General features: G+C 44.3%; 15 protein-coding genes. 8 read left to right on the forward strand and 7 right to left on the reverse strand.

Features of this window, described 5'->3' with window-relative positions; all coding sequences use genetic code 11:
* Nucleotides 1-18: 18 nt before the first annotated feature.
* The 4 genes from QGN29_RS04195 to xylB are packed head-to-tail and all read right to left on the reverse strand — an operon-like array spanning nt 19 to nt 5043.
* On the reverse strand, nt 19-966 hold the full coding sequence (locus QGN29_RS04195) for an aldose epimerase family protein (RefSeq protein ID WP_310799426.1): 948 nt from the start codon (nt 964-966) through the stop codon (nt 19-21).
* Complete coding sequence (locus QGN29_RS04200) at nt 963-2162, reverse strand: glycoside hydrolase family 26 protein (RefSeq protein ID WP_310799427.1); 1200 nt, start codon at nt 2160-2162, stop codon at nt 963-965. The genes QGN29_RS04195 and QGN29_RS04200 overlap by 4 nt, the downstream gene beginning before the upstream one ends.
* A gap of 25 nt (nt 2163-2187) precedes the next feature.
* Complete coding sequence (gene xylA, locus QGN29_RS04205) at nt 2188-3531, reverse strand: xylose isomerase (protein ID WP_310799428.1); 1344 nt, start codon at nt 3529-3531, stop codon at nt 2188-2190.
* A gap of 9 nt (nt 3532-3540) precedes the next feature.
* Nucleotides 3541-5043, reverse strand: a complete 1503-nt coding sequence (gene xylB, locus QGN29_RS04210) for a xylulokinase (protein WP_310799429.1) — start codon at nt 5041-5043, stop codon at nt 3541-3543.
* 224 nt (nt 5044-5267) lie between these two features.
* Here xylB and QGN29_RS04215 point away from each other — a divergent pair, with 224 nt between their 5' ends.
* From QGN29_RS04215 to QGN29_RS04230, 4 genes are read left to right on the forward strand one after another with little or no spacing between them, the layout of a single operon-like run.
* Nucleotides 5268-6797, forward strand: a complete 1530-nt coding sequence (locus tag QGN29_RS04215; RefSeq protein ID WP_310799430.1) for a tryptophan halogenase family protein — start codon at nt 5268-5270, stop codon at nt 6795-6797.
* On the forward strand, nt 6794-8251 hold the full coding sequence (locus tag QGN29_RS04220; RefSeq protein ID WP_310799431.1) for a tryptophan 7-halogenase: 1458 nt from the start codon (nt 6794-6796) through the stop codon (nt 8249-8251). The genes QGN29_RS04215 and QGN29_RS04220 overlap by 4 nt, the downstream gene beginning before the upstream one ends.
* Before the next feature lies 1 nt (nt 8252).
* The gene (locus QGN29_RS04225; protein WP_310799432.1) at nt 8253-9764 is read left to right on the forward strand and encodes a tryptophan halogenase family protein; all 1512 of its coding nucleotides are present in this window, start codon (nt 8253-8255) and stop codon (nt 9762-9764) included.
* A 25-nt stretch (nt 9765-9789) separates the two neighbouring features.
* Entirely contained in the window at nt 9790-11301 is a 1512-nt protein-coding gene (locus QGN29_RS04230) for a tryptophan halogenase family protein (RefSeq protein ID WP_310799433.1), read from the forward strand.
* A 95-nt stretch (nt 11302-11396) separates the two neighbouring features.
* Here QGN29_RS04230 and QGN29_RS04235 read toward each other — a convergent pair whose 3' ends face one another.
* Nucleotides 11397-14450, reverse strand: coding sequence for a TonB-dependent receptor (locus QGN29_RS04235; protein ID WP_310799434.1), 3054 nt, complete (start codon nt 14448-14450; stop codon nt 11397-11399).
* A 576-nt stretch (nt 14451-15026) separates the two neighbouring features.
* On the opposite strand from QGN29_RS04235, the gene QGN29_RS04240 reads away from it, so the two are divergent.
* Nucleotides 15027-16031 (forward strand): LacI family DNA-binding transcriptional regulator, encoded by a 1005-nt coding sequence (locus QGN29_RS04240; protein WP_310799435.1) that lies wholly within the window; start codon nt 15027-15029, stop codon nt 16029-16031.
* Between the two features lie 40 nt (nt 16032-16071).
* Here QGN29_RS04240 and QGN29_RS04245 read toward each other — a convergent pair whose 3' ends face one another.
* Entirely contained in the window at nt 16072-18693 is a 2622-nt protein-coding gene (locus QGN29_RS04245) for a glycoside hydrolase family 3 protein (protein ID WP_310799436.1), read from the reverse strand.
* 154 nt (nt 18694-18847) lie between these two features.
* On the opposite strand from QGN29_RS04245, the gene QGN29_RS04250 reads away from it, so the two are divergent.
* From QGN29_RS04250 to QGN29_RS04260, 3 genes are all read left to right on the forward strand, one after another.
* Nucleotides 18848-19648, forward strand: coding sequence for a glycoside hydrolase family 16 protein (locus QGN29_RS04250; protein ID WP_310799437.1), 801 nt, complete (start codon nt 18848-18850; stop codon nt 19646-19648).
* A 44-nt stretch (nt 19649-19692) separates the two neighbouring features.
* On the forward strand, nt 19693-21102 hold the full coding sequence (locus QGN29_RS04255; protein ID WP_310799438.1) for a sugar porter family MFS transporter: 1410 nt from the start codon (nt 19693-19695) through the stop codon (nt 21100-21102).
* A gap of 190 nt (nt 21103-21292) precedes the next feature.
* Nucleotides 21293-23404 carry a TonB-dependent receptor gene (locus QGN29_RS04260; RefSeq protein ID WP_310799439.1) on the forward strand — a complete coding sequence of 704 codons (2112 nt, stop codon included), beginning with the start codon at nt 21293-21295 and terminating at the stop codon, nt 23402-23404.
* Nucleotides 23405-23486: 82 nt separating this feature from the next.
* On the opposite strand, the gene QGN29_RS04265 is transcribed toward QGN29_RS04260, so the two are convergent.
* Nucleotides 23487-23684: a hypothetical protein gene (locus QGN29_RS04265; protein WP_310799440.1), complete on the reverse strand. Its 198-nt coding sequence runs from the start codon at nt 23682-23684 to the stop codon at nt 23487-23489.
* Nucleotides 23685-23691: the final 7 nt, after the last annotated feature.

Here is a 23691-nt window from a genome sequence, read left to right on the forward strand (position 1 = left end):
CCTTCTTCCTAACCTCTATCATGCACTGAATCGAAATTCTATAACTTCATGATATGGGTGTTCAGGACTGACCCAGGGGGTGTTGAAAGCTTCATGATTGGGACTGTCAGGGAAAAATTGGGGTTCCAAACAAATACCACTGCACGCCTTAAAGGGCGCTTTCAAATAATGCCCTCCATAAAATTGAAGCCCAGGTAACGTTGTCCAAACACTCATTTTTAGGCCAGACTTTTTGGAAGACAATTCCGCAGCAAAAGAAAGCGCCCCCTGAGTATCCAGACAATAATTGTGGTCGCAGTTTGGTGCTGAATTGATTGGTTTTTCCTCTCTAAAGTCGAAAGGTGTTTTCTCTACTGACACCCAGGATCCTGTGGGAATGCCGTCAGCGTCCACCTCTAGTCTTTCTTTGGCATTGATCATTAAGACTTGTTCATGGGATGCGGCGGAAGCATCCCCTGCCTTGTTCACCCCGTGAAGATTGAAATAACTATGATGGGTCAGGTTTAAGATCGTTTTTCTGTCCGAAACACCGCGCATGTCGATAAGCAGCCTGTCTTCCTTCTCTAATCGGTACAGAATTTGAATCTCCACATTTCCTGGATATCCCATATGGCCATGCGGACTGTGATGTGAAAAAACGACAGTCCGATCATCCAATTGCTCTCCTGTCCAGCAAAGATGACTTAAGCCAGCACTGCCGCCGTGCAAATGATGAAGGCCTTCATTGATATTCAGCCCGTAGGTGTTGCCGTCAATTTCAAGATGACCCAACCCTATCCTATTTGCATAGCGTCCAACTGTCGCCCCGACAGAGAAAGTATCCGTTAGATATTGCTCAATCGTGTCATAGCCTAACACCACGTCTACCCCCTGATACCGAAGTCCTATAAGGCGTGCTCCGAAATTTAATAGATCGACTTCTAAGCCTCGTTGATTGGTGATCCTAAAAGTCTTCAACTCGGTCATTTGTGACCTGCCTTTAATTGCTTAAAAAGTGTAGGTGATCCATGAATAAAATGAGGTTGTCCTGTGGCTGCTAGCCATTTTTTTAAGAGTGCTTCTGTCGTCTGAATGCGAGAATCCCCCCAATAGCCGGCCGCATAGGGAGCACCCCACATGGACTGAGCGTCCCAATTGGCATTGATATAAGCAAAAGCCTTGATCACATCTTTGTTCTTGTCAATAAAATTGAATGTAGGTTCAAACCATTCAGCCCATAACTGTTCTGCGGTTAATTGGCGCACATCCTGCCCAGCCTCACCGTCCCAGAGAGGGGAAACATTTCTATAGGTTAAATTCTTGAGGTCATAGCCTTGAGGCGCGCTCTCAGCAATCATCACAGGTTTCTTGCGCGCACGTGCAAATTCTAACACTTCTTGCTGTAATGAGCGTGATGTAGGTATAACGAGGCCGTCTTTTACAGGTCTAGATTGATCCAAACGATTGAAAAGCGAACTGCCAATCCAATCCACATAATCATCCCCAGGATACCAATCAGCAATAGCTTCACGCTGCCCGCCTTCTATAACATCATCAACGGGGCTGGTCCCTGCTTGCCAAACATAATTAATATTTGTCACCCCTTCAGCTGTGAGGCCATCAACAATGCGTCGCCACGCCGCTTTATAATTCTCAACTTGCTCGTAGCCCGCATTCCAAGCGCCGTCGAATTCATAGCCGATGCGTAAATAAACCGGCTTATCTATCACTTTAAAAAACTGTGCTAATTTACTTATCTTAGCGTCGTGCATACCTGCAGCGATATTTTTGACGCCGCCCTTTTCATCAGCTTCTGCAATTGACAATCCAATGACCAGGGCAGCATGTGGATATTCTTGAGCCGCGAGATAAGCATTGGATCCTCCAGCTCCCCAATCAGCAAGAGTCAGGTGAGGTTGCCCACTATTATCCAAGCCTAGTCCTCTAAAATGATCTCTCTTGTCATCTATGTGATAAAACCCAAGATAAGTTGTAATCCCTGCTGGCATACGGCAACAGCTGCTGGCTTGCCATTCTCTTACGCTCTCTAGATCCTGCCCCATGATAAGCATCACTTTTTCAGTGACCCATAATGGACGTGATGTCTGGTCTATTCCTTCAGCCGTCATTGAGAAAGCTACGAGACTTAATAACAGTGTAATCGCTTTTAGGATTGCATGCATGCCTATTCCTCTGCTCAGAATTAATTTATCTTTTACCTAGGATATATTGGTTCAAAATATTCTCATATAATTCCTGTTTACCGCTTTGCCGTATCGGCTCACCCTGTGAAACAGCAATATCTCTAAGGTCAGAAAGGGAAAGTTTCCCAGCTTCAAATTCAGCGCCTTTTCCAGAGTCAAAGGATGCATACCGTTTCGTCCGCATATCAGGTAAGGGACTATTCGTATTGACTGCGTGCGCAACTTCTAACCCAAGGGCAAAGGCATCCATACCTCCAATATGGCCGAAAAATATATCTTCCATATCCACACTTTCTCGCCGAACTTTCGCATCGAAATTCAGCCCTCCAGTTTTAAAACCACCGCTTGACAAAACAACCATCATGGCTTGGACGGCATCGTTCAAATCTGTTGGAAATTGGTCAGTATCCCATCCGTTTTGAGGGTTGCCTCTATTGGCATCAATACTGCCTAACATATCCGCGTCTACGGCCATCTGAAGGTCATGAGCAAAACTGTGTCCTGCAAGCGTTGCATGGTTCGCTTCAATGTTCAGTTTAAAATCATTCTCTAGACCGTAATGTCTCAAAAATCCGATCACCGTCTGACTATCCACATCATACTGATGATAGCTTGGCTCCATGGGCTTCGGCTCAATCAAAAATGTCCCTTCAAATCCTTGAGAACGACCATAATCTCTGGCGGCGGTTAGAAAAGTCGCCATGTGATCTAATTCTCGCGCAGTATTCGAATTAAAGAGATATTGATACCCCTCACGCCCTCCCCAGAAGACGTAATTTTCGCCTCCAAGAGCGACGGTTGCATCAATAGCATTTTTTACCTGCGCACCAGCAGAAGCCACTACTGAAAAATCTGGATTAGTCGACGCACCATTCATATAGCGCGGGTTAGAAAAAACATTTGCTGTACCCCACAAAAGCTTCATACCCGTTTCGTCTTGGCGTGCTTTCGCCTCTTTAACAAGAGTTTGTAGATTACTCTCTAATTCACTTACGCTATTCCCTTCAGGCGCCATATCAATGTCGTGGAAACAATAATAAGGAACGCCAAGCTTTGTGAAAAATTCAAACGCTGCATCCATTTTATGACGCGCCGCTGTCATGGCGTCAGAAGCGGTGTCCCATTCAAAAACTTGTGTGTCTGGACCAAATGGATCGGATCCTTTGCCGCAGAATGTATGCCAGTAACACACGGCAAATCTTAAATGATCCTTCATGGACTTACCGCCCACTATCTTATTTTCATCATAATATTTAAAAGCTAAGGGGTTATCTGAAGTTGGACCCTCATATTGAATTTTGCCGATATCTTTGAAATATTCTTTATTGCCAATGAATGGAGATGTCATGGTCGTTCCTTATGCGTTGAATAGGGGAGTTAAAGTGGCTGTCAGACGTTTATAGTCTTCATAAACCGCTTGATATTTTGCTATGTTTGCTGCATCAGGGGCGCAGCATTTTTCTTCTTTTAATACTAAATGTTCTTGTGTTAATTTTTTGAGAGAAATAGGGCGTTTCTGCATCTTTTCCAAACACCATAGCGCTTGTAAAGCTGCCCCAAATGCAGCATTTTCATCCTGCTCCAATATCTTGACAGGCAGGCCTAAGATATCAGCGGCAATTTGACGCCATTCAGCGCTGCTGCTGCCCCCACCAGTGAGAACAACCTCTGTAAAAGTCATTTGGCATCTCGAGAAGGCCTCAAGGCCTGTTTTCAATCCAAAAATAGCTGCTTCCATAGCGGATCTCAACAGATGTCCCTTGCTTGTATTCGTAGGATCAAGGCCGTAGAGCACAGCTTTGCCATTCGGTAAATTAGGTGTGCGCTCTCCATTATAAAAGGGCAGCGTCAAAACACCCTCAGACCCTACAGGCACATTAGAGACCAAGTGATCTATATCAGCAACATCAACCCCCATTAAGGCACGAACTTGCTCTGTTGCTACAGTACAATTCATCGTACATAAAAGAGGTAACCACCCCCCTGTGCTAGAGCAGAAAGCTGCCAAGTCGCCTTGCGTATCCACAACAGGAGAACTACTGAACCCAAACAAAGTACCAGAAGTGCCTAGACTGGCCGTGAGTGCTCCATCGAAAACATTAGCTGTTCCAATGGCTGCCATCATATTATCCCCGCCGCCAGCCGATACAATAATACCCTCTGGCAATCCGAGTTTAACAGCAATGTCAGGTAAAATTTCTCCAACCGGTTCATCTGCATCACAAAAAGTAGGAAGGCATGAGAGCAAATCACGTTGCCGGTCGATGGCCTTCACTATGGGTTTACACCAGCGTCGTGATTTTACATCGAGTAAACCCGTGCCTGAAGCATCTCCATATTCCATTGAATGGCGTCCTGTCAGAACATAGTTCAAATAATCATGAGGCAGCATGATCATGGCCATATTTGCATAGCGATCTGGATGATGTTTCTTAAGCCATAATATTTTAGATGCCGTGAAGCCAACGGCGATTTTATTGCCTGAAAGAGTGAAGCATTCTTCAGAACCGCCCACAGCCTCCATCAGCTCTTCACACTCTGATGTGGTGGCGGTATCACACCATAGCTTCACTGGCGCAAGCACCTCACCTTCTCGGCTCACAGGGACAAAACCATGTTGCTGCCCCGAGACACCGATCGCTTTGACCGACGCTTTACTTTTGTGATCAATTCGCTCTAAGCATCGCTGAAAAGCTGCCACCCAATGAGCAGCCTCTTGCTCTCTAGCTCCATCCGCACCAGAGTGCAGGGGATATGTTTCATAAGTACATGCAAGTGTTTCTTTTGAAAGCGCATCATAGACAAGAACTTTAAGTCCCTGTGTTCCTAGATCCACACCCATAACAATTTGACGATCCATAAGTCACTCTTTGCTGTTATTTTTTTGTAATGTAAACGTTTACATTTTTCATGTCAATAGGAAGATTACCTCAAAGTATACAGAAGGGGTTTAAGGTGATACTTTACAGAAAATAAACGGTAATTTCCTTTACAATGGACCCTAAAATTTGCATAAATAAAGAGTATAAAAGCAAGGCTTTGCTGCTGGGGAGGTGGCATTAGCGCCAGGGGAGTTCATGGGCCATGAATGACGAGAAAATCAAGAGCATCTGCATTCTCGGCGGAGGCACCGCAGGCTGGATGACGGCTGCGGGTCTCGCAAAAAAACTAGAATCTCTGAATATAGAAATTTCTCTTGTGGAATCAGAACAGATCGGCACAGTCGGTGTAGGAGAAGCCACCCTACCGCACATTCGATATTTCAACAAAACTTTAGGCCTTGATGAGGCTGAGTTTATGAAAGCTACCAACGCAACCATCAAGCTTGGCATTGAATTCTGCAATTGGGGTAAACTGGGAGATCGATATATTCACCCTTTTGGTGATTTTGGTGCTCCTATTAAAGATGTAGATTTCTATCACTATTGGATTAAGTTAAATCAACAGGGTCTCGCTAAAAGATTAAGCGATTATTCATACCCCATTGTTGCTGCAGAAAATGGCAAATGTCGGCACCCATCTGAAAATATACATGAGATTGAATCAACTTTTGGCTATGCCTATCAATTTGACGCAGGTCTTTATGCCAAATACCTAAGGGCTTACGCTGAAAAGAAAGGCGTACACCGTCAAGAAGGCAAGGTAAAAGATGTTGCTATGCAACCGGAGACAGGGTTTATAACAACACTCACCTTAGACGATGACTCCACGATTGAAGCTGATTTATATATAGACTGTTCTGGCTTTAGAGGCGTCCTCATCGAACAATCCCTAAAGACTGGTTTTGATGATTGGAGCCAGTGGCTCCCCTGCAACCGCGCCATCGCCATTCCCTGTGAATCAGCAGGGCGAATTGACCCTTATACGCGAGCTACAGCCCTCACTGCGGGTTGGCAGTGGCGCATTCCCTTGCAGCATAGAACCGGCAATGGGCATGTTTATTGGAATGAGCATATCTCTGATGACGAAGCCCTTAGCCAGCTCTTATCAAATCTTGACGGGAAACCACTTGCAGATCCTAATCAACTCTATTTTACCACGGGTAAACGTAAAAAACTTTGGAATAAAAATGTTGTATGCATTGGCCTGTCTGGCGGATTTTTAGAACCGTTAGAATCTACATCAATTTATCTTATTCAAGAAGGCATTACAGCGCTCCTAGAATTGTTTCCGGATAAGGCCTGCCGTCCATCTGATCAAAATGAATATAACCGGCGAATGGATCTTCAGTTTGATAGAATACGAGATTTCTTACTCTTACATTATGTTGCTACGCAAAGAGATGACAGTCCTATGTGGCAATATTTCTCGCAAATGACTTTGCCGGATAGTTTGACTGAAAAGATCAATGCGTGGACTGAAAGAGGTCTCATTCAGCGTTATGAGCATGGGGCCTTCCTACCGCCCAGCTGGGTCGCCGTAATGGCAGGGCAGAATTTAATCCCTCGTGGGTTCGATCCACGGGTAAATGCACTTTCCGATCAGGAATTAAATTCACAAACATCAGCAATAGCAGATGCTATTGAGAAAGCTGTCTCTCAAACGACAGATCATATGGATTTTCTAAAATTAATTGGCGCTGCCATTGACGAGACAAAGAGGACGAGGACATGAACAACCAACCCTTTTCTTCTCTTATTCTTTATGGTTCAGGCCTTGCCTTTGAATATACAGCCGCTGTTTTGAACAACTGTCTGCCAAAGACAGTAAAACTCATTCTTCTAGAAGATGAAGAAGCGGCTCAGTATGATGACTTTTACGGGTCTACAATGCCGCCGCTAGCCTATAACTTCAATCGATCTGCATCCCTTGAGGAGCCTGACCTTATTCTTCGGTCAAACACAGCGCTTTCTTATGGCACCTCATACTCAAATTGGGGCGCAGCAAGTCAGTGGGTACAGTGTTTTCAATTGCCTCTTCCTGTTTGGAACGGCGTCCGCTTTCACCATTATTTAGCCCGTGTCGGCGCGCCTTTAGAACCTTTCTTGCCCGGAGCGCAAGTGGGATTAGCTGGACGATTTGCCCATCCACCGCCAGATCCAAAACAAATTCTATCTCGGACGGAATATGGATATTGTTTCTCGCCCTCAAGCATCACAGCTTTACTCAAAGAGAAAAATAAAGCCGCAGGCATTCACCGCATCATGGAAAGACTTACCCATGTTGAGAAGTCTGAGGGTGAAATTAGCGGTCTCACCCTTCAATCTGGCGAGACCCTCTCTGCGGGGCTATATATTGACCTGAGCGGCCCTAAGAGACAATTAATCACTGCGCTTAGTGGGTCCTTTATGGCAAATCAGTCCCTGACTTTAGCGCACAGTAAAGTCAGGGCAAAAACGGAAAGCGGGTCGCTCAAAAAGCTCTCAGCGACGCACTATGGCTGGCAAGCCGCAACGCCCCTGCAAGAGGGGCAGGAACGATCAACACTATCCGGGCCTGAAGACCAAGAAGTAGCCATAAGAGACCATCAAGGAGATGACATACGAAGCTGCACTCTTTCAACGGGCTGCATCGAAGAAGCTTGGCAAAAGAATTGTATAGCAATTGGAATCGCAGCAGCAGCGCTTGATCCTATAACGCCAGCGCCCTTCCTTTTGTTAATGAAAGACATTGATCGCTTAAGCACTCTTCTGCCTAATAGCCTTGATATGACCGTTGAATCAAAAGAATTCAATCGTAGACAACGCAACGACTATGATCATGTCATGCTCTTTCACAATGCTATGTTCAAAACAAAAAATTTGCCGAAGGCCGAATATTTCAACACCTCTCAAGCAAACGCTGTTGGCGATAAACTTGAGCGCAAAATTAGTCAGTTTGAAAGCCGCGGCGATTTAGTGACCTATGACCTTGAGCCCTTTAACGAGCAAGATTGGACCATTCTACACCACGGAATGAAGAGAAAACCCCAGCGGTACGATATTTATATCGACCCCCTCAGCGACACCCAAATCAATCAAAATTTGAAAATGATGAAAAGCTCAATCGATGCCTTGGTACCCAAGGTTCCACCACATGATTTTTATATTGATAAGCTAAAAGCCTATCTGAAAAATAAGCAGGGATAATATGTTCAATAATAGTTTGAAATCTATCGTAATCTTAGGGGGTGGCTCTGCTGGTTGGATGACAGCGGCAGCACTTTCAAGCCTGTTAGACACTAATAAAGTGTCTGTAACAGTGGTTGAATCTGAAGATATTGGCACTGTCGGCGTTGGAGAGGCTACCATTCCAGATATTATTAACTTCAACAGAATTCTTGGTATTTCTGAAGAAGAATTCATGAAGGCCACACATGCAACTTTTAAACTAGGTATTGAGTTCAATAATTGGGGCAAGCAAGGAGACAGTTATTTCCATCCCTTCGGCACCCACGGTGTCGACATGAATGGCATCGATTTTCATCAATATTGGCTATATCTACAGTCAAAAGGGGACCGCTCTAAATTAGAGGATTACAGTATTAACGCCCTTGCCGCAGAAGATAATAAATTCTGTTTATCCAACAACGACCCTCGATCGCCCCTTTCTCTTATCCGCCATGCCTATCACTTTGATGCAACACGCTATGCACATTTCTTACGAGACTATGCTGAAAAGCGCGGCGTTAAACGGATAGAAGGTAAAGTCCAAGACGTTCAGCAAGATTCTGAAACTGGACATGTAACATCCTTGATACTTGAGTCTGAGCAAAGTGTTTCCGGTGAATTCTTCTTTGATTGCACCGGTTTCCGTTCTCTTCTTTTGACAAAAACACTTGGAGTCCCATTCAACGATTGGAGCCACTGGCTTCCCTGCGATTCTGCTCTTGCGGTTCCCTCTGAAAGAGCTGGACCTCTTTTACCTTATACAAAGTCAACAGCCAAGTCTTCTGGATGGCAGTGGCGCATTCCAACACAAGACCGTGTGGGGAATGGACATATTTATGCCAGTGATTTCATAAGCGATAGTGACGCAGAAAAATCTCTCCTGGATGATTTGGATGGTGCGCCTCTTGCTGATCCAAGGCAACTGCGTTTCAAAACAGGTTGCCTTGAAAAATTTTGGGAGAAGAACTGCATTGCTATCGGCTTGTCTGCAGGGTTCTTAGAACCTCTAGAATCTACCTCAATCTATTTGATCCAAATGGGTATTAGTCGATTTATTGCGCTCTTTCCCGACGCTAGTCTTTCTGATGTTATTCGCGATGAATATAATCGCCACATGCGGCAACAGTTTGATCAAGTCCGCGATTTTATTATCCTTCACTACTGCGCCACAGAGCGTACAGACAGTGATTTCTGGAATTATTGCCGAACCATGTCTATCCCAGAAAGTTTAGAGCGAAAAATAGATCTCTTTAAGCAGGGCGGTCGTATTTTCAGATATGAAGATGAGCTTTTTGCGACCCCAAGTTGGCTGGCTGTCATGATTGGTCAAAATATTAGCCCTGTAATCGGAGACCCTATTGTTGCTTCTCTGCCTTTTGAGCAAGTTGAGAAAAGTTTGAAATCAATGAATATGGGAATGAAGCGAACGACCGCTCAAATGCCAAGTCATCAAGATTTCATCAATCAATATTGCAAGGCACCTGCTTCGTAATGGAAGAAAGTTTTGAAAGAATACCATGTTAAATGATGTGAATATTAAAAAAATAGTAATTGTTGGTGGCGGCACCGCCGGCTGGATGGCCGCAGCAGCTTTGAGTCGATTGATGCCCCATCCTGAAATTTCTATTCGTTTAATCGAATCGGAAACAATAGGAACCATTGGAGTCGGTGAAGCAACGATTCCCCACATCCAACATTTCAATCAACTCCTCAATCTGCAAGAAGATGAATTTGTAAAGCGCACAAATGCAACGTTTAAGCTTGGTATTGAATTTGTAAACTGGCAAAAAAAGGGCCAGAGCTATATCCACCCCTTCGGTGATTACGGTATCCCTATGCAAGGGATTCGTTTTTACAATTATTGGTACCGACATCAGATGATGGGCCATACCCACTCAATTGATGACTATAACCTTCAAATCATGGCTGCAAAGGCGGGGAAATTCCAAAGACCAGAGCGCCTTCAGAATTCACCCCTTAGTCAAATTGAATATGCTTATCATTTTGACGCGACACTTTATGCGAAATTTATGCGTGAGTTTTCAGAAAAAAACGGTGTCATCAGAACAGTAGGCAAAGTCACCACGGTTCAACAGAACAATGAGAATGGCTTTATTGAAAGTATCACCCTTGAATCCGGAGAGGTTATCGAGGGAGAACTCTTCATCGATTGCACAGGTTTTCAAGGCCTGCTCATTGAAAAGGCGTTGAAGACTGGCTTTGAAGATTGGTCAGATCTCTTACCTTGTAACCGCGCTGTGACAGTTTTAAGTGAGCGGGCGGCTGATCCAATTCCTTATACACGATCAACAGCCCAAAAGGCCGGCTGGCAGTGGCGCATTCCCTTGCAGTCTAGAACCGGGAATGGGCATGTCTATTGCAACACCTATATGAGTGATGACGAAGCCGCAAAAGTTTTGATGGAAGGGCTTGATAGTACTGCCATTAGTGATCCAAGGTTGATCTATTTTAAAACCGGTATTCGCGACAAAGTGTGGAATAAGAATGTTATTTCTCTTGGATTAGCAGCAGGATTTATGGAGCCCCTTGAATCCACATCTATTCACCTAATTCAAACATCCATCGCGCGATTGATGACCAACTTTCCTGATCGAAATTTCAACGAGGCAGACATTAAATATTTTAATGACCGCACTCGCCTTGAATTTGAACAAATCAGAGACTTTCTCATTTTGCACTATCATGCCACTGAACGGGAGGATAGTGATTTTTGGACCTATTGTCGCACTATGGAAATTCCGGAAAGCCTGAAGGAGCGAATGGCGATTTTCGAGGAGAATGCCCGCCTCTATCGACATGATAATGAATTATTTGGGGAAGCCAGTTGGTTTGCTGTTATGCACGGCCAAGGCCTCACACCTAAGGGGTATCACCCGCACGCTAATATGATGCCAGCGGCAGAACTTGATCAACGGATGAGTGATATTAGGCGCACATGGAATGCTTGCCTCGATCAGATGCCGTCCCATCAAAATTTTATTGATCGTCACTGTAAATCATCCGCATAAGCTGATCATACAGACCAGGGAGAATGGCGATAAGATTTAGCCATAAAAAAAGGAAGGCACATGGCCTTCCTTTTTTGTTCTTTAAGGTTCTAAACTTAGAACTTGAAGCGAATACCCGCTTTAATACGACGATCGCCTAAGAAAGCGGTCCGGCCAAATGTTTGACCATCAGCATCAATTTGCTGATCAGCTTTCGCTCTTGTATTCAAGATGTTAGCCACCTGAACACGAAGCTGCATCATATCATTCAGTTCATATTTGATCGATCCGTCAAGGTATCCCCGGTCCTGCTGGATAATTGGGTTACCTGTCACGAAGTCACGATAAGAACTGAGATGCGATGAGCGCCAGTTATAGGCAAGACGGACTTCAAGTTTGTCATCCTGATAAATACCGATCAGGTTAGCAGTATGCTTAGAAAGTCCTAGATAGTCATTCACACCGTATCTGAAGATACGCTCAAAACTATCAGGTGTCCCGTCACCGTCCGCATCAACAATCGGAAGCGGTGCATCTGTTTTCGCGTCAATATATGTATAGTTCGCCTGAACACCTAGGTGTCCCAAGAAACCATCAAGGTGTGTGAAGAATTGCTGATAGGCAACCTCAAACCCTTTAATTGTTGCTTCATCCTGGTTCAAATCACCATTGTAAACAATCGCTACTTCTTGACCATCAAGTGTTACAGTTTCTAAGGTTTGAGAACCATAGATAATGTTGTTCGAGATGTCTTTATAGAATAAAGAGAAAGTAAAGCTATCTTGCTCACCGAAGTAATACTCATAGCCTAAATCAAAGTTCCACGATTCAATCGCTTCAAGATTAGGGTTACCACCATAAATATTAATGAGGTTAGGTACCACATCAGTGACTGTTGGTGGATCAGTATCTTCATCTACAATGTAGCGAAGAGCACCAACTGCCACTTGGCTTGAGCGAAGCTGTGAAATATTTGGACGCGTAATCTGCTTACTTCCGGCAAAACGAATCAACGAAGTTTCGCTAACATTCCATTTAACGTTCAAAGATGGAAGCCAGTAGCCAACATTACTGAACTGACCGCTACGATCGATACTCTCTTGATCGAAGAAAGCAGTTGTTTGAGGTGCTAGTGTTCTCGCATCATCGTCTGTAATGTCATTATAATCCAGCTGGCCTTGGCCGCTCACTGAGGATTTAGTATAGCGCAGACCAACGTTTGCATCGAGAGACATACCATTGTCAAACTCATTGCCCATATCTAAGCGAACATAAAAGTCTGTTGTTTTCTCAACGATGTCACCAATTGTACCGCGAGACCAGTCCACTTGACCGTCACGGCGCAGGGGATTCCAATCAGGCGTAATTAGCGGATCTGTATCAACCATTTGCACGAAGGCATCATAGTCTGAAAGCAGCTCACGATTTGCAAAAACAACTTCAGTATTGTCACCTGTAACAACGCCGCCACCAAAGAAGTTAGAGAAATCTACAGTTTCAAAGCCAGGTGTTGCGAGAGCATTCATTGGCAGAAGACCGCCGCCCCATGATGGTGCAAGTGCAGCCCAGTTCAATCCTGCAGAGCGGTTCACTTGATCACGTTCCGCATAGCGCGCACCAAATTTCACAGACTCGAACCAACTGTCGTTGTCGAAATCATATTGAACATCACCCTTGATTGCGAACATATCGCCTTCATTGTCTTGGAATTCATCCGCAGCAAAAAGAAGGAATGAGTTAACAGGGTCCGAAAGGTCGCCATTGTATGCAGGTGTTAACCCGCCGCGTGCTTGTGGGTTGTTGTCTGGATCGACAACAAGACGGACACGAGGATCATCAAGATCAGCATTCAATTCAAAGTCAGAATAGAAGCGTGTTCCAGCCCATAGGCGTGACATATCAAAGCTAGCCGATGTTTTGTGTGCATCGATATTAACAAAAAGCTGCTCTGTCGGCATCCATTTGATGTTGATGCTCAGATCATCAGTCATCGATTTTTCTTCTTGGTGAATACCAAGATTTGTAAAGTTCGCACCGCGAGAACCTGTCCAGTCACGAAGACCGTTAGAAACCACGCCAGATTCAAACAAAGCAGAAACTGATTGTGTCATTTCACAAGTTGGATTTGACGGTGTTGGATCGTTAGAACCATTACACTGTGCGAGACCATTAGAAGAGAAAGGTGTTGTTGTATAGTCACCTGTAGGGCCCGTTTGGAACCACATTTCACCATCAGAGAACCACTCAAGTGTCCGCTCATCACTCGTAACTGTATTCTCAATTCGAGAATATTTCGCTGTTACCTCAAGGTTACCCTCTTCATTGCGCCATTGACCCGCAAGATAGTAACTGTCACGACTCCGATCAACTTCGTTTGTACGCAGCTGGAAACCACCAGGCACTGCGACTGTTTGACCATCTAGGTCAATTGGTAACAATTGACCAATTTGGAACCCTTCAAGAGAAGACTTCAGCTCTGATGTTGAGAAAGACCCAAGAAGGCCAACTTCACCACTACTGACTTCCCAGCGATCACCAAGTACAACACTGATATCAGGTGTAAACTCATCTCTTAAGTCTGTGTATGTACCATCAACAGTCACAACAGCAATACGCCCAGAACGGTCGAATGGCTCTAGTGTGCGCAGGTTAATCGTACCACCGATACCCCCTTGAATAAGATCTGCTGAAGAGTTTTTGAATACCTCTACAGATCCAATCAATTCAGGCGGAACAGTGCCAAAATCTAAAGAGCGGCCACCATTGGCTGAGAAAGCATCTCGGCCGTTAAATTCTGAGCGAACAAGCTGTAGGCCACGAATAAGGTTATCGCCGCCTTCAGGTGATGGGAAATCGCCATCACTGGCACCCAGACCAAAGCGCTGAACCACAACGCCAGGTACACGTGCTAAGGCTTCAGCAACAGATAGATCAGGCAGTGTTGACACGTCAGATGCAGAAATCGTATCCACAGCTGTATCCGCATTACGCTTCATGTCTCTTGCTGATTTTAACGATGCACGAATACCAGTAACGGTAATTTCTTCCACATCATCTTTATCATCTTCATCCGCATCTTGTGCGGTCGCATTTGCTGCAAGCATCATTGGAGTCAGCATTACTGAACCCATCAGCATTGAACGAAATGCCTTGTGTTTTTTACTAATCATATTTCCTCCCTCTGAAATAGAAATGTCGATGTAATAATCAAACTGTTAAATCAGTACTCCCCCGATGAAATACTGATAGGATTAAATTATCAGCATAAAGCTAAATACTCTCGCGTTTAATGTCCAGTGATTTTAAGTAAAAATCCTATATTTTTCCTCTCTGTAAGCGCTTCCACATTCGATCAATTGTAACCGGTTACATGAAAAGGCTAGTAATCTCAATCGTTTCAGCGTAAATGGAGACATTACCCTTGTTGTAAATTTGCAACAAAACCGAGGGGAAATAGATTTGCTATGAAAATAGATGTTTCAGTCTGGTCGCATTTACGTAGTCAAAATTTTATTTTGAGTCGCATTCACGGCATCTCAAATGGAGATGAGTGTGGATATGCGCGCAACCAACCCTAGAGATGGAATTATAAGAAACCCTTTATCATCGATTAGGTGAGCCTCAATCGACTTTTAAAGTTGCGTAAAATATTGGAATGATAATTCAGCCTAGATTTTTTGTTAGAACATCTATACAAAATCTGCATAAGCTATTCATTCTAGAATATAAAGACTAAGGGAAAATTTATGGCAACCATTTATGAAGTGTCAAAACTTGCAGGCGTTTCGCTCGCTACAGTTTCACGCGTCATTAATGGCAATGAAAAAGTTCGCGACGTCACACGTAAAAAAGTGATGAAAGCCGTTGAGGAATTAAATTACCGGCCCAATAGTGTTGCGAAATCTCTTGCGTCAAATAAAACTGATAGTATTGGCATTCTTGTATCAGAACTCCACGGTCCAATCTTTGGGAGCATGATGAGTGAAATTGAGGCCACTCTTAGAAATGCGGGCAAGCATGTCATTTTCACGGCAGGCCATAGTGACGAGCAAAGCGAGCGAGAAGGCATTGAATTTCTTCTGAATAGAAATTGCGACGCCCTTATCCTTCATGTGGAAGCCATCAGTGATGCAGATCTTGTGGCCTATCAGGCCCGCGCCAAAACACCTTTTATATTTCTAAATCATTTTATAGATGCCCTTCCTGACAATTGTATCTATCTCAACAACGAATTGGGGGGGCAATTATCAGCGCAAGCTTTAATAGATAAGGGGCATAAACACCTTGCTTATATTGCTGGTCCTTTCTGGAAACAAGATGCGAATGAGCGTTTTCGCGGATTTAAAAACTCTTTAGAAGCTGCAGAGTTTATACTTGACGATGACCTTGTCTTTGAAGGTGATTATCATGAGGACAGTGGCTACCTTGGAATGAAGCAAATTCTCGAAACCAAAAAACCGTTTACTGGTGTTGCATGTGCCAACGATGAAATGGCGGCTGGTGCAATGCGTGCTATTCGGGAAGCCGGTATCACAATTCCTGACGATATTTCTATTGTTGGGTTTGATAATATTATTTTCACTCGCTTCATGAGCCCCAAACTCACAACCATTCATTTCCCAATTGATGCGATGGGGAAAATGGCTGCACAACTTGTCATGAAACGCCTTTACGGCATGGAAATGAAAGATCCTGTTCAATACCAATTTGATCCCACGTTAATTGAAAGGGAAAGCATCCGCTCTCTCTAAGTTTAACGTGTCATTCTTAGATGACACGCCGCCCCTCTCTTTACCGCCCTTTAATCTGTTTACGCCCCGTGCAGCTACGGTTTGAGCTTTCTCGAAGGGTCGCCGCAATATTTGAAACTGACAGTGACTGTTCACCGGAAGTGGACAAGACCATGGGCGAGGATAGCGCTTTAAATTTTTTGATGTCTTTAGAAAAACAAGTGAAAGGGACTGAGATGCGCTGCCAACCTTGCCCGACGATCGCAGTCAAATGCTGCGTTAAATCAACAGATAGACGACATTCGTCCCCGCACAAAAGTGAGTAAATAAGCGGTGATGTAAGCGCTTGGTCAATTTTCACATCCAGCGCAATCACGCCCCCTTTTGCGGCGATTTCTGAAAAATCATAGGATGCATTGCCCGCAAATGCAAAGATGCCCACAACTGCTTCATCTTTACTGTTCCAGTGAATTGTCAAAGCGTCTTCTTGAATCTCCTTATCGGTTGTAGAGACGATCAAATCCCGCTCAGCTGTGGAACCAAAAGCCCCACTCATCACGTTGCGACTTTCGCCTGACTGAAGGAAAACTTTCCACGATGCTAAGGTTCTGCCTTGATAAATCATTTTCTCAGCAGACCCAGTAGAGCGACCAGAGACAGTCTCCGATAGGTGTTTAATCTCTACTGAATCACGATACCTAAGTCCGTATCCAAGCTCGAACTGAGGATCATACTCTGGGTGGTGAGGGTTTAATATCTCTTGATCTGGGCGCTTGGGCCATGAAAATGACAATCTGCCTTTAAAATCATGATTAATAGACCCATCAGCCTTAGCAACCAACACATCAGCGACACCCCGACCTTCACTTCCTGGTAACCAAGCCGCAACAAAAGCATCCGAGGCGTTCATTTCTGGCGCGGCCCACATAGGCCTCCCCGACAAGAATATGCTCACTGTTGGAATATCTTTCTCTTTAAGGGCCTTCAGAATAGGCAGGCCTGTCTTTTCTGTAGGTTCAAATTCGAGAGTCTCGCGGTCTCCTTGTGATTCTGCATAGGGTTCTTCGCCGTAGATCACGAGAGCAACATCAACTTCTGCATCTGTCATGCCATCCTCGGCCAATATTGCCTGACCCCCTACGGCCTCAATGGCCTCTTTTAGCCCCATCCACAAGGACTGTCCGCCAGGGAAATCTGAGTTTTCATTACCTGTGCCTTGCCAAGTAATGGTCCACCCTCCTGATTGTTTGCCAATATCATGCGCCCCGTCTCCAGCAACCAAAACTTTCATCCCGGGTTTAAGGGGAAGGATATTATCATTATTTTTCAACAAGACTAAGGATTGACGTACGGCATCCCGAGCCACTTCCTTATGCTCGTGACTGCCAATGATCCCTTCCTGTGCCGCAATGCCTCGCGTAGAGGGCATACCTTTATCAAAGAGACCTGCTCTGAATTTCACACGAAGAACCCTCGAGACAGCATCATCCAAACGCTCCGTTGGAATGACACCACTCTCGACTTGCTGGACAGTATTGCTGTAGAATTTTTTCCAATCTTCAATCACCATGACAAGGTCTATGCCTGCATTAATCGCATCGGCACAAGACGCGTTGGTACAGCCCGGCAGTTGGCCATGCCCGTTCCAATCGCTGACAATCAGCCCATCTAGGCCCATTTGCCCTTTCAAAATATCAGTCATAAGATATTTATGACCGTGCATTTTATCGCCCTTCCAGCTAGAAAAGCTCGCCATCGCTGTTTGTGCACCAGATTCTAATGCCGTAATATATCCTGCTGCATGTATATCGCGCAGCTCTTCTTCCTCAACGTCTGTATTACCTTGATCCGTACCATTCACTGTACCGCCATCACCAAGCCAATGTTTTGCCGTAGCGACCACATGTTCTCCATCAAGAAAGGAAGCCGTCCCAGGAATGCCCTGAAGCCCATAAACAAGCTCTCCAGCATAGGACTTCACGACGGCAGGGTCTTCGCTGAAACTTTCATAAGTTCTGCCCCATCTGTCATTCTGAACAACGGCCAGGGTGGGGGCAAATGTCCAATCTATACCCGTGACCCGCATCTCTCTTGCTGTGACGCGGCCAATCTGTCGCATTAAGGCTGGATTCCTAGCAGCCCCAAGGCCGATGTTATGGGGGAAAATTGTCGCGCCGATCACATTATTATGACCATGTACAGCATCGCTGCCCCAAATGATTGGAATAGCTACTTTGCCATCTGTTACATCCATAGAGGCTTTATAATAGGCATCAGCCAAATCCAGCCATTCTTTTGGTGTCGCATATTTATTACGGTTGGGCATTGACCCGCCCCCATTTAAGACGGAACCCAGGTGATATGCCTTTACATCTTCAGGAGTGACATGTTGAATTTCAGCTTGAATGATCTGACCGACTTTTTCCTCGACAGACATCTGATCCAACAGGTCTTTGATTTTCTTTTCTTGCGCCATAGTTTTGAGAATTGGGCTGGTTAATTTTGGCCATGCCTCGGCACCAAGAAGAGAAGGGGTTCTGTCAGCGGTCTCAGCCATAGACTCTGCTGATTGCTCCCTGGATTTTGATTGCTCGCTAGCCTTTGATTGCTCCCTGGCCTTTGATTGGGCCTGATCAGCCTGCTGTTCACTGCATGCTGCTGCTGATAAAACTACTGCACTCATGATTAATCCTTTTACTGTCCTTACTGACAAAGTCATGAACCGCTCCCTAAATAACTGAACTTTCATACATCATATAAATGTAAGCGCTTTCATTTTTAAAAATATATGCTATAGATAATTTTGCAAGTGCATTTTTATCAAAGGAGGCGATAAATTGACCAAAGCGTATTTTTATCTCGCAGGGGTGGTATCTATCCTCTTGTTTTCAACGCTTACAGAGAGCGACGATAAAAAATGGACCCTTGTTTTTGAAGATAATTTTGACAGCTCTACCCTTGATTCTAAGAATTGGGCAATTTCTCATGGAAATGGCTGTCCAGAATTATGTGGCTTTGGCAATAAAGAATTGCAAGCCTACAACAAAGACAATGTGAAGCTAAAAGAAGGTAAACTCATTCTGTCAGCCCATTACAAGCAAGCAATGGAAAGAGATTATCAGGCCGGTAAAATCACCACGGAGCCTATGGGTGGCTGGAAGTATGGCAAATTCTCTGTTCGCGCTAAACTGCCAAAAGCCTTAGGCACATGGCCGGCAATATGGATGCTGCCTCAAGATTGGTCTTATGGCAGTTGGCCAAAATCTGGTGAGATCGATATCATGGAGCACGTTGGCTTTGAGGTTGATGCTGTACATGGCACCATACATACAGAAGCCTATAACCACAGTATTAAAACCCATAAAGGCAAAGAAGTCATCGTTAAAGGTGCCACAGAAGCCTTTCACACTTACACTGTTACTTGGACCAAAGACGTTTTAATTTGGGATATTGACGGACAAGAATATTTCAGAATACCTCGACAAAAGACAGACACAGCCAAAGAATGGCCCTTTGATCAGAAATTCCATCTTATTCTAAATGTGGCAGTCGGGGGGACTTGGGGTGGACTAAAGGGTATAAACAACGCAGAATACCCAACAGCTATGGAAGTGGACTGGGTCAAAGTTTGGCAGTAACACTGCATCTAGAAGAAGAATAAAAGACAAGTGGGAGGGAAACCATGTCTGTTGAAGGAAAAATATATAACCTGGGCTATATAATGCTCATAAGTTTTGTTGCTACGATTGGTGGCTTTCTATTTGGCTTTGATAGCGGAGTCATTAATGGTACCGTTGATGGTCTCCGAATAGCCTTTAACAGCGACAGTATGGGCACTGGTTTCAACGTCGCATCGATGTTACTGGGGTGTGCAGTAGGGGCCTTTTTTGCAGGACGACTAGCCGATCTCTATGGGCGTAAATCTATGCTCTTAGTGGCTGCCCTATTCTTCATTATCAGCGCCTGGGGGTCTGGCATTGCAGACTCTTCTATGGAATTTATTATCTACAGAGTGATTGGGGGCCTAGCAGTTGGGGCTGCGTCTGTGATGGCACCGGCCTATATCTCTGAGATTGCTCCTGCGCATTTACGGGGTCGCCTTTCTTCGATCCAGCAGGTTGCAATCATCTCAGGTCTGTTTGCAGCATTTGTGAGTAACTATATGCTGGCAAATGTTGCCGGTGAATCTACAGCTGCTTTTTGGCTTGGTTATGAAGCATGGCGCTGGATGTTCTGGATTGAACTTATTCCTGCTGTGCTTTTCTTGCTTTTGTTACTTGTCATTCCTGAAAGTCCAAGATATTTGGTTGTCAGCGGCAACCTGGATCAAGCCATAAATGTTTTAACCAAGCTCTCTAATGCGAAACAAGCGAAAGAGACTGCTATCGAAATTGATAAGAGCTTGGCTGAGGACCATCACAAACCAAGCTTTAAAGATCTTTTCGATCCTTCGACAGGAAAGTTAAGAACAATTATGTGGGTCGGTATTGGGCTTGCTACCTTTCAGCAATTGGTCGGTATTAATGTTGTCTTCTACTATGGGGCAGTCCTATGGCAAGCTGTTGGGTTTTCTGAAAGCGACGCCCTCATGATCAATATTATCAGTGGCGCCGTCAGCATTTTGGCTGTCGCCATTGCTCTCCTTCTCATTGACAAAATAGGCCGCAAACCACTTCTATGGTTCGGATCCTTAGGTATGGCTGTTACACTGTCTATCCTTGCTATTGCTTTTTCACAAGCGACCCTCAATGCAAGTGGTAATCCGTCTCTGCCTGGTTCTCTCGGATTGGTGGCGCTTATTTCTGCTAACGCCTATGTATTCTTCTTTAATATGAGCTGGGGTCCTGTCATGTGGGTAGCTCTTGGCGAAATGTTTCCTAATCAAATACGTGGATCGGGCCTTGCAATCGCCGGACTTTTCCAATGGGGGAGCAATTTTGCCATAACGATGACTTTCCCAGTGATGCTTGCTGGTATTGGCTTGGCAGGGGCCTATAGCATTTATGCAGCCTTTGCCGCTCTCTCTGTTCTCTTTGTTCTTAAAATGGTCAAAGAAACGAAAGGGCTGGAACTAGAGGAAATGGAATCGTAACCTTTTTTCATGCATAACTAACCATATGAAGGGTCAGTGATTTTCACTGGCCTTTTTTTATTAATCACCTGGTTGCGAGAAAATAAAAACCCTGTAAAAAATTTCATTGGGCTGAAGTGTTTTTAATATTGACTTTCATTATCATGAGTGTAAATGGTATTGCGAATTATTTGCAACAAGGATTATCGTAATGCAAGCCCTCCCTAAAATTATTCTTACTTCTCTCTTAAGCACATCAATTTTATCAAGTTCTGTTTGCGCTCATGAAACATCAACAGAAGAGAAGATTGAAGAAATTGAGGTTACAGGAAAACAAGTTTCAATTGATAAAATGAATGCGGTTAAAACCCCAACACCTCTGGTGGATATCCCTCAGAGTTTATCAATTATCGACAGTCGCCAAATCGCAGATCAAGCCTTCTCCAATTTTGGAGACATTCTTCGATACACCCCAGGTCTTTCTATCAGTCAGGGAGAAGGGCACCGTGATGCCATTATCATTCGTGGGATACAAACGACCGCTGATTTTTTCCTGGATGGTTTTAGAGACGATGTACAATATTATCGTCCGCTCTATAACCTAGAGCAAATTGAAGTCCTTCGCGGTTCAAACGCTTTACTTTTTGGTCGCGGCGGCGGGGGCGGCATTATTAACCGTGTGACAAAGAAGGCTAACCTTGAAACGGATATCATAGGGCTGAATGCAAGCCTGGATAGCTTTGGCGCTTACGCACTGACATTCGATTACAATACTGAAATCAATGATAATGCGGCTTTCCGCCTTAACGCTTTTTACGAAGATATGAATAATCATAGAGATTTTTTTGATGGCGAACGCTTTGCTATTAACCCGAAGTTTTTGTTCAAACCTTCTGAAGAAACCGATATTCACCTAAGCTATGAATATATTGATGATGACCGCACTGTAGATCGGGGTGTACCATCTCAAAATGTTGACAATGGTCCTGACGTGCCTCTTAAAGGGTATCAGGAAACATTCTTCGGGTCTCCTGAAGAGAATTTTACGACGTTACAAGCCCACATCTTAAGAGCACGGGTTGATCATGAATTCTCTGAAGTCTTGCGCGGCAATATCGGCGTTCAATATGCGGACTATGATAAATGGTACCAAAATCTATATTCAAGTGAAGAAGTCGTGGTTACAAACGGCGCTTTCTCAGAAGTTGAATTAGACGGCTATAGTGATGCCACAGACCGCGAAAACACCCTTGTTCAAGCTAACCTAATTGGTGAACCTGAATTTGCTGGATTTAAACATACTTTTCTTCTAGGCCTCGAATTTGGATCACAAAAAACATCAAACTCACGCCGTGATAATGTCTTTGCTGCGAATGGTGACGATCAATTGGTAATTCCTTTCTCAGATCCTTTGGTTATTCCTGATTTTTCATACGTGAGCACATCCCGCAATCGTTCTTCTGACGTTTCATTCCTGTCGGTCTATTTCCAAGATCAAATCGATGTAACAGATTGGTTCAAAGTCATCGGGGGTCTCCGTTTCGATCGGTTTGATATTGATGTCACTGATGTCATTGTGAACAGCAGTTTCTCTCGCACAGATGAAGAAGTAACCCCGCGCTTTGGTGCGATCGTGAAGCCAATGGAAAATTTGTCAGCTTATTATAGCTACAGCGAAACTTTCTTACCCCGTTCCGGAGATCAATTCTTAACCCTCAACCTGGATAGTGAGAGCACGCGTCCACAATCATTCAAAAACTCAGAGCTTGGTCTAAAATGGGATATGAATGATCGCTTTAGTCTTACGGCTGCTTTGTTTGATCTTGACCGAGAAAGTTACACATCTGTAGATCCAGATGATGCTTCTCAGCTTATAATTATCGAAGGGTCTGTAACTCAGGGCTTTGAAATTCAAGCAACAGGCTATCTCTCTGATAAATGGTATATCTCTGTTGGGTACAGCTATATTGACGGTAAAGTTGCGCGTGTCGATGACAGTGGTAATTCAGGTAATAAAACGCGTCAGACCCCAGAAAATATGCTCTCTATTTGGAATCGTGTTACTCTTTCAGATGCCTTCAGCATCGGCTTCGGCGCCACCTACCAGGATAGCTATTTTGTTCGTGAAGACAATAGTGTCGAAGTCCCGAGTTACTTCCGGGTGGACGCCGCTGCTTACTACACACTGAATGAGACAACACGCCTGCAGTTGAATGTAGAAAACCTCTTTGACGAAGATTATTATCCAGACGCTCACAGCAATGATAATATCTCTACTGGCAAGCCTTTGAATGTCAAACTCGGCATCCAACTTTCTTTCTAAAATGAAGAATTAAACTTTAGAAAAGCCAACTCAAATTCTCTGAGTTGGCTTTTTTCATTCTAGGTCAAGGCTAAAGATAGCCTTAAACAATCCCTTCCTCTTCTTTAAAAAAGAGAATGACCAAATAGATCAAAGCAAATGGGGGTAAAAAGGCCAAGAAGAAACCAATGAGGGCGGCACGATTAGCGTCTTCTGTTTTACGCATGCCTAACCGGTAACTTATATAGGTGATTGTTGAAATATAAATGATTGCTGTCAGAATTATTGTTGTAGACCACATAATAGTC

The sequence above is a fragment of the Temperatibacter marinus genome (genome assembly GCF_031598375.1).
GTDB lineage: Bacteria > Pseudomonadota > Alphaproteobacteria > Sphingomonadales > Kordiimonadaceae > Temperatibacter > Temperatibacter marinus.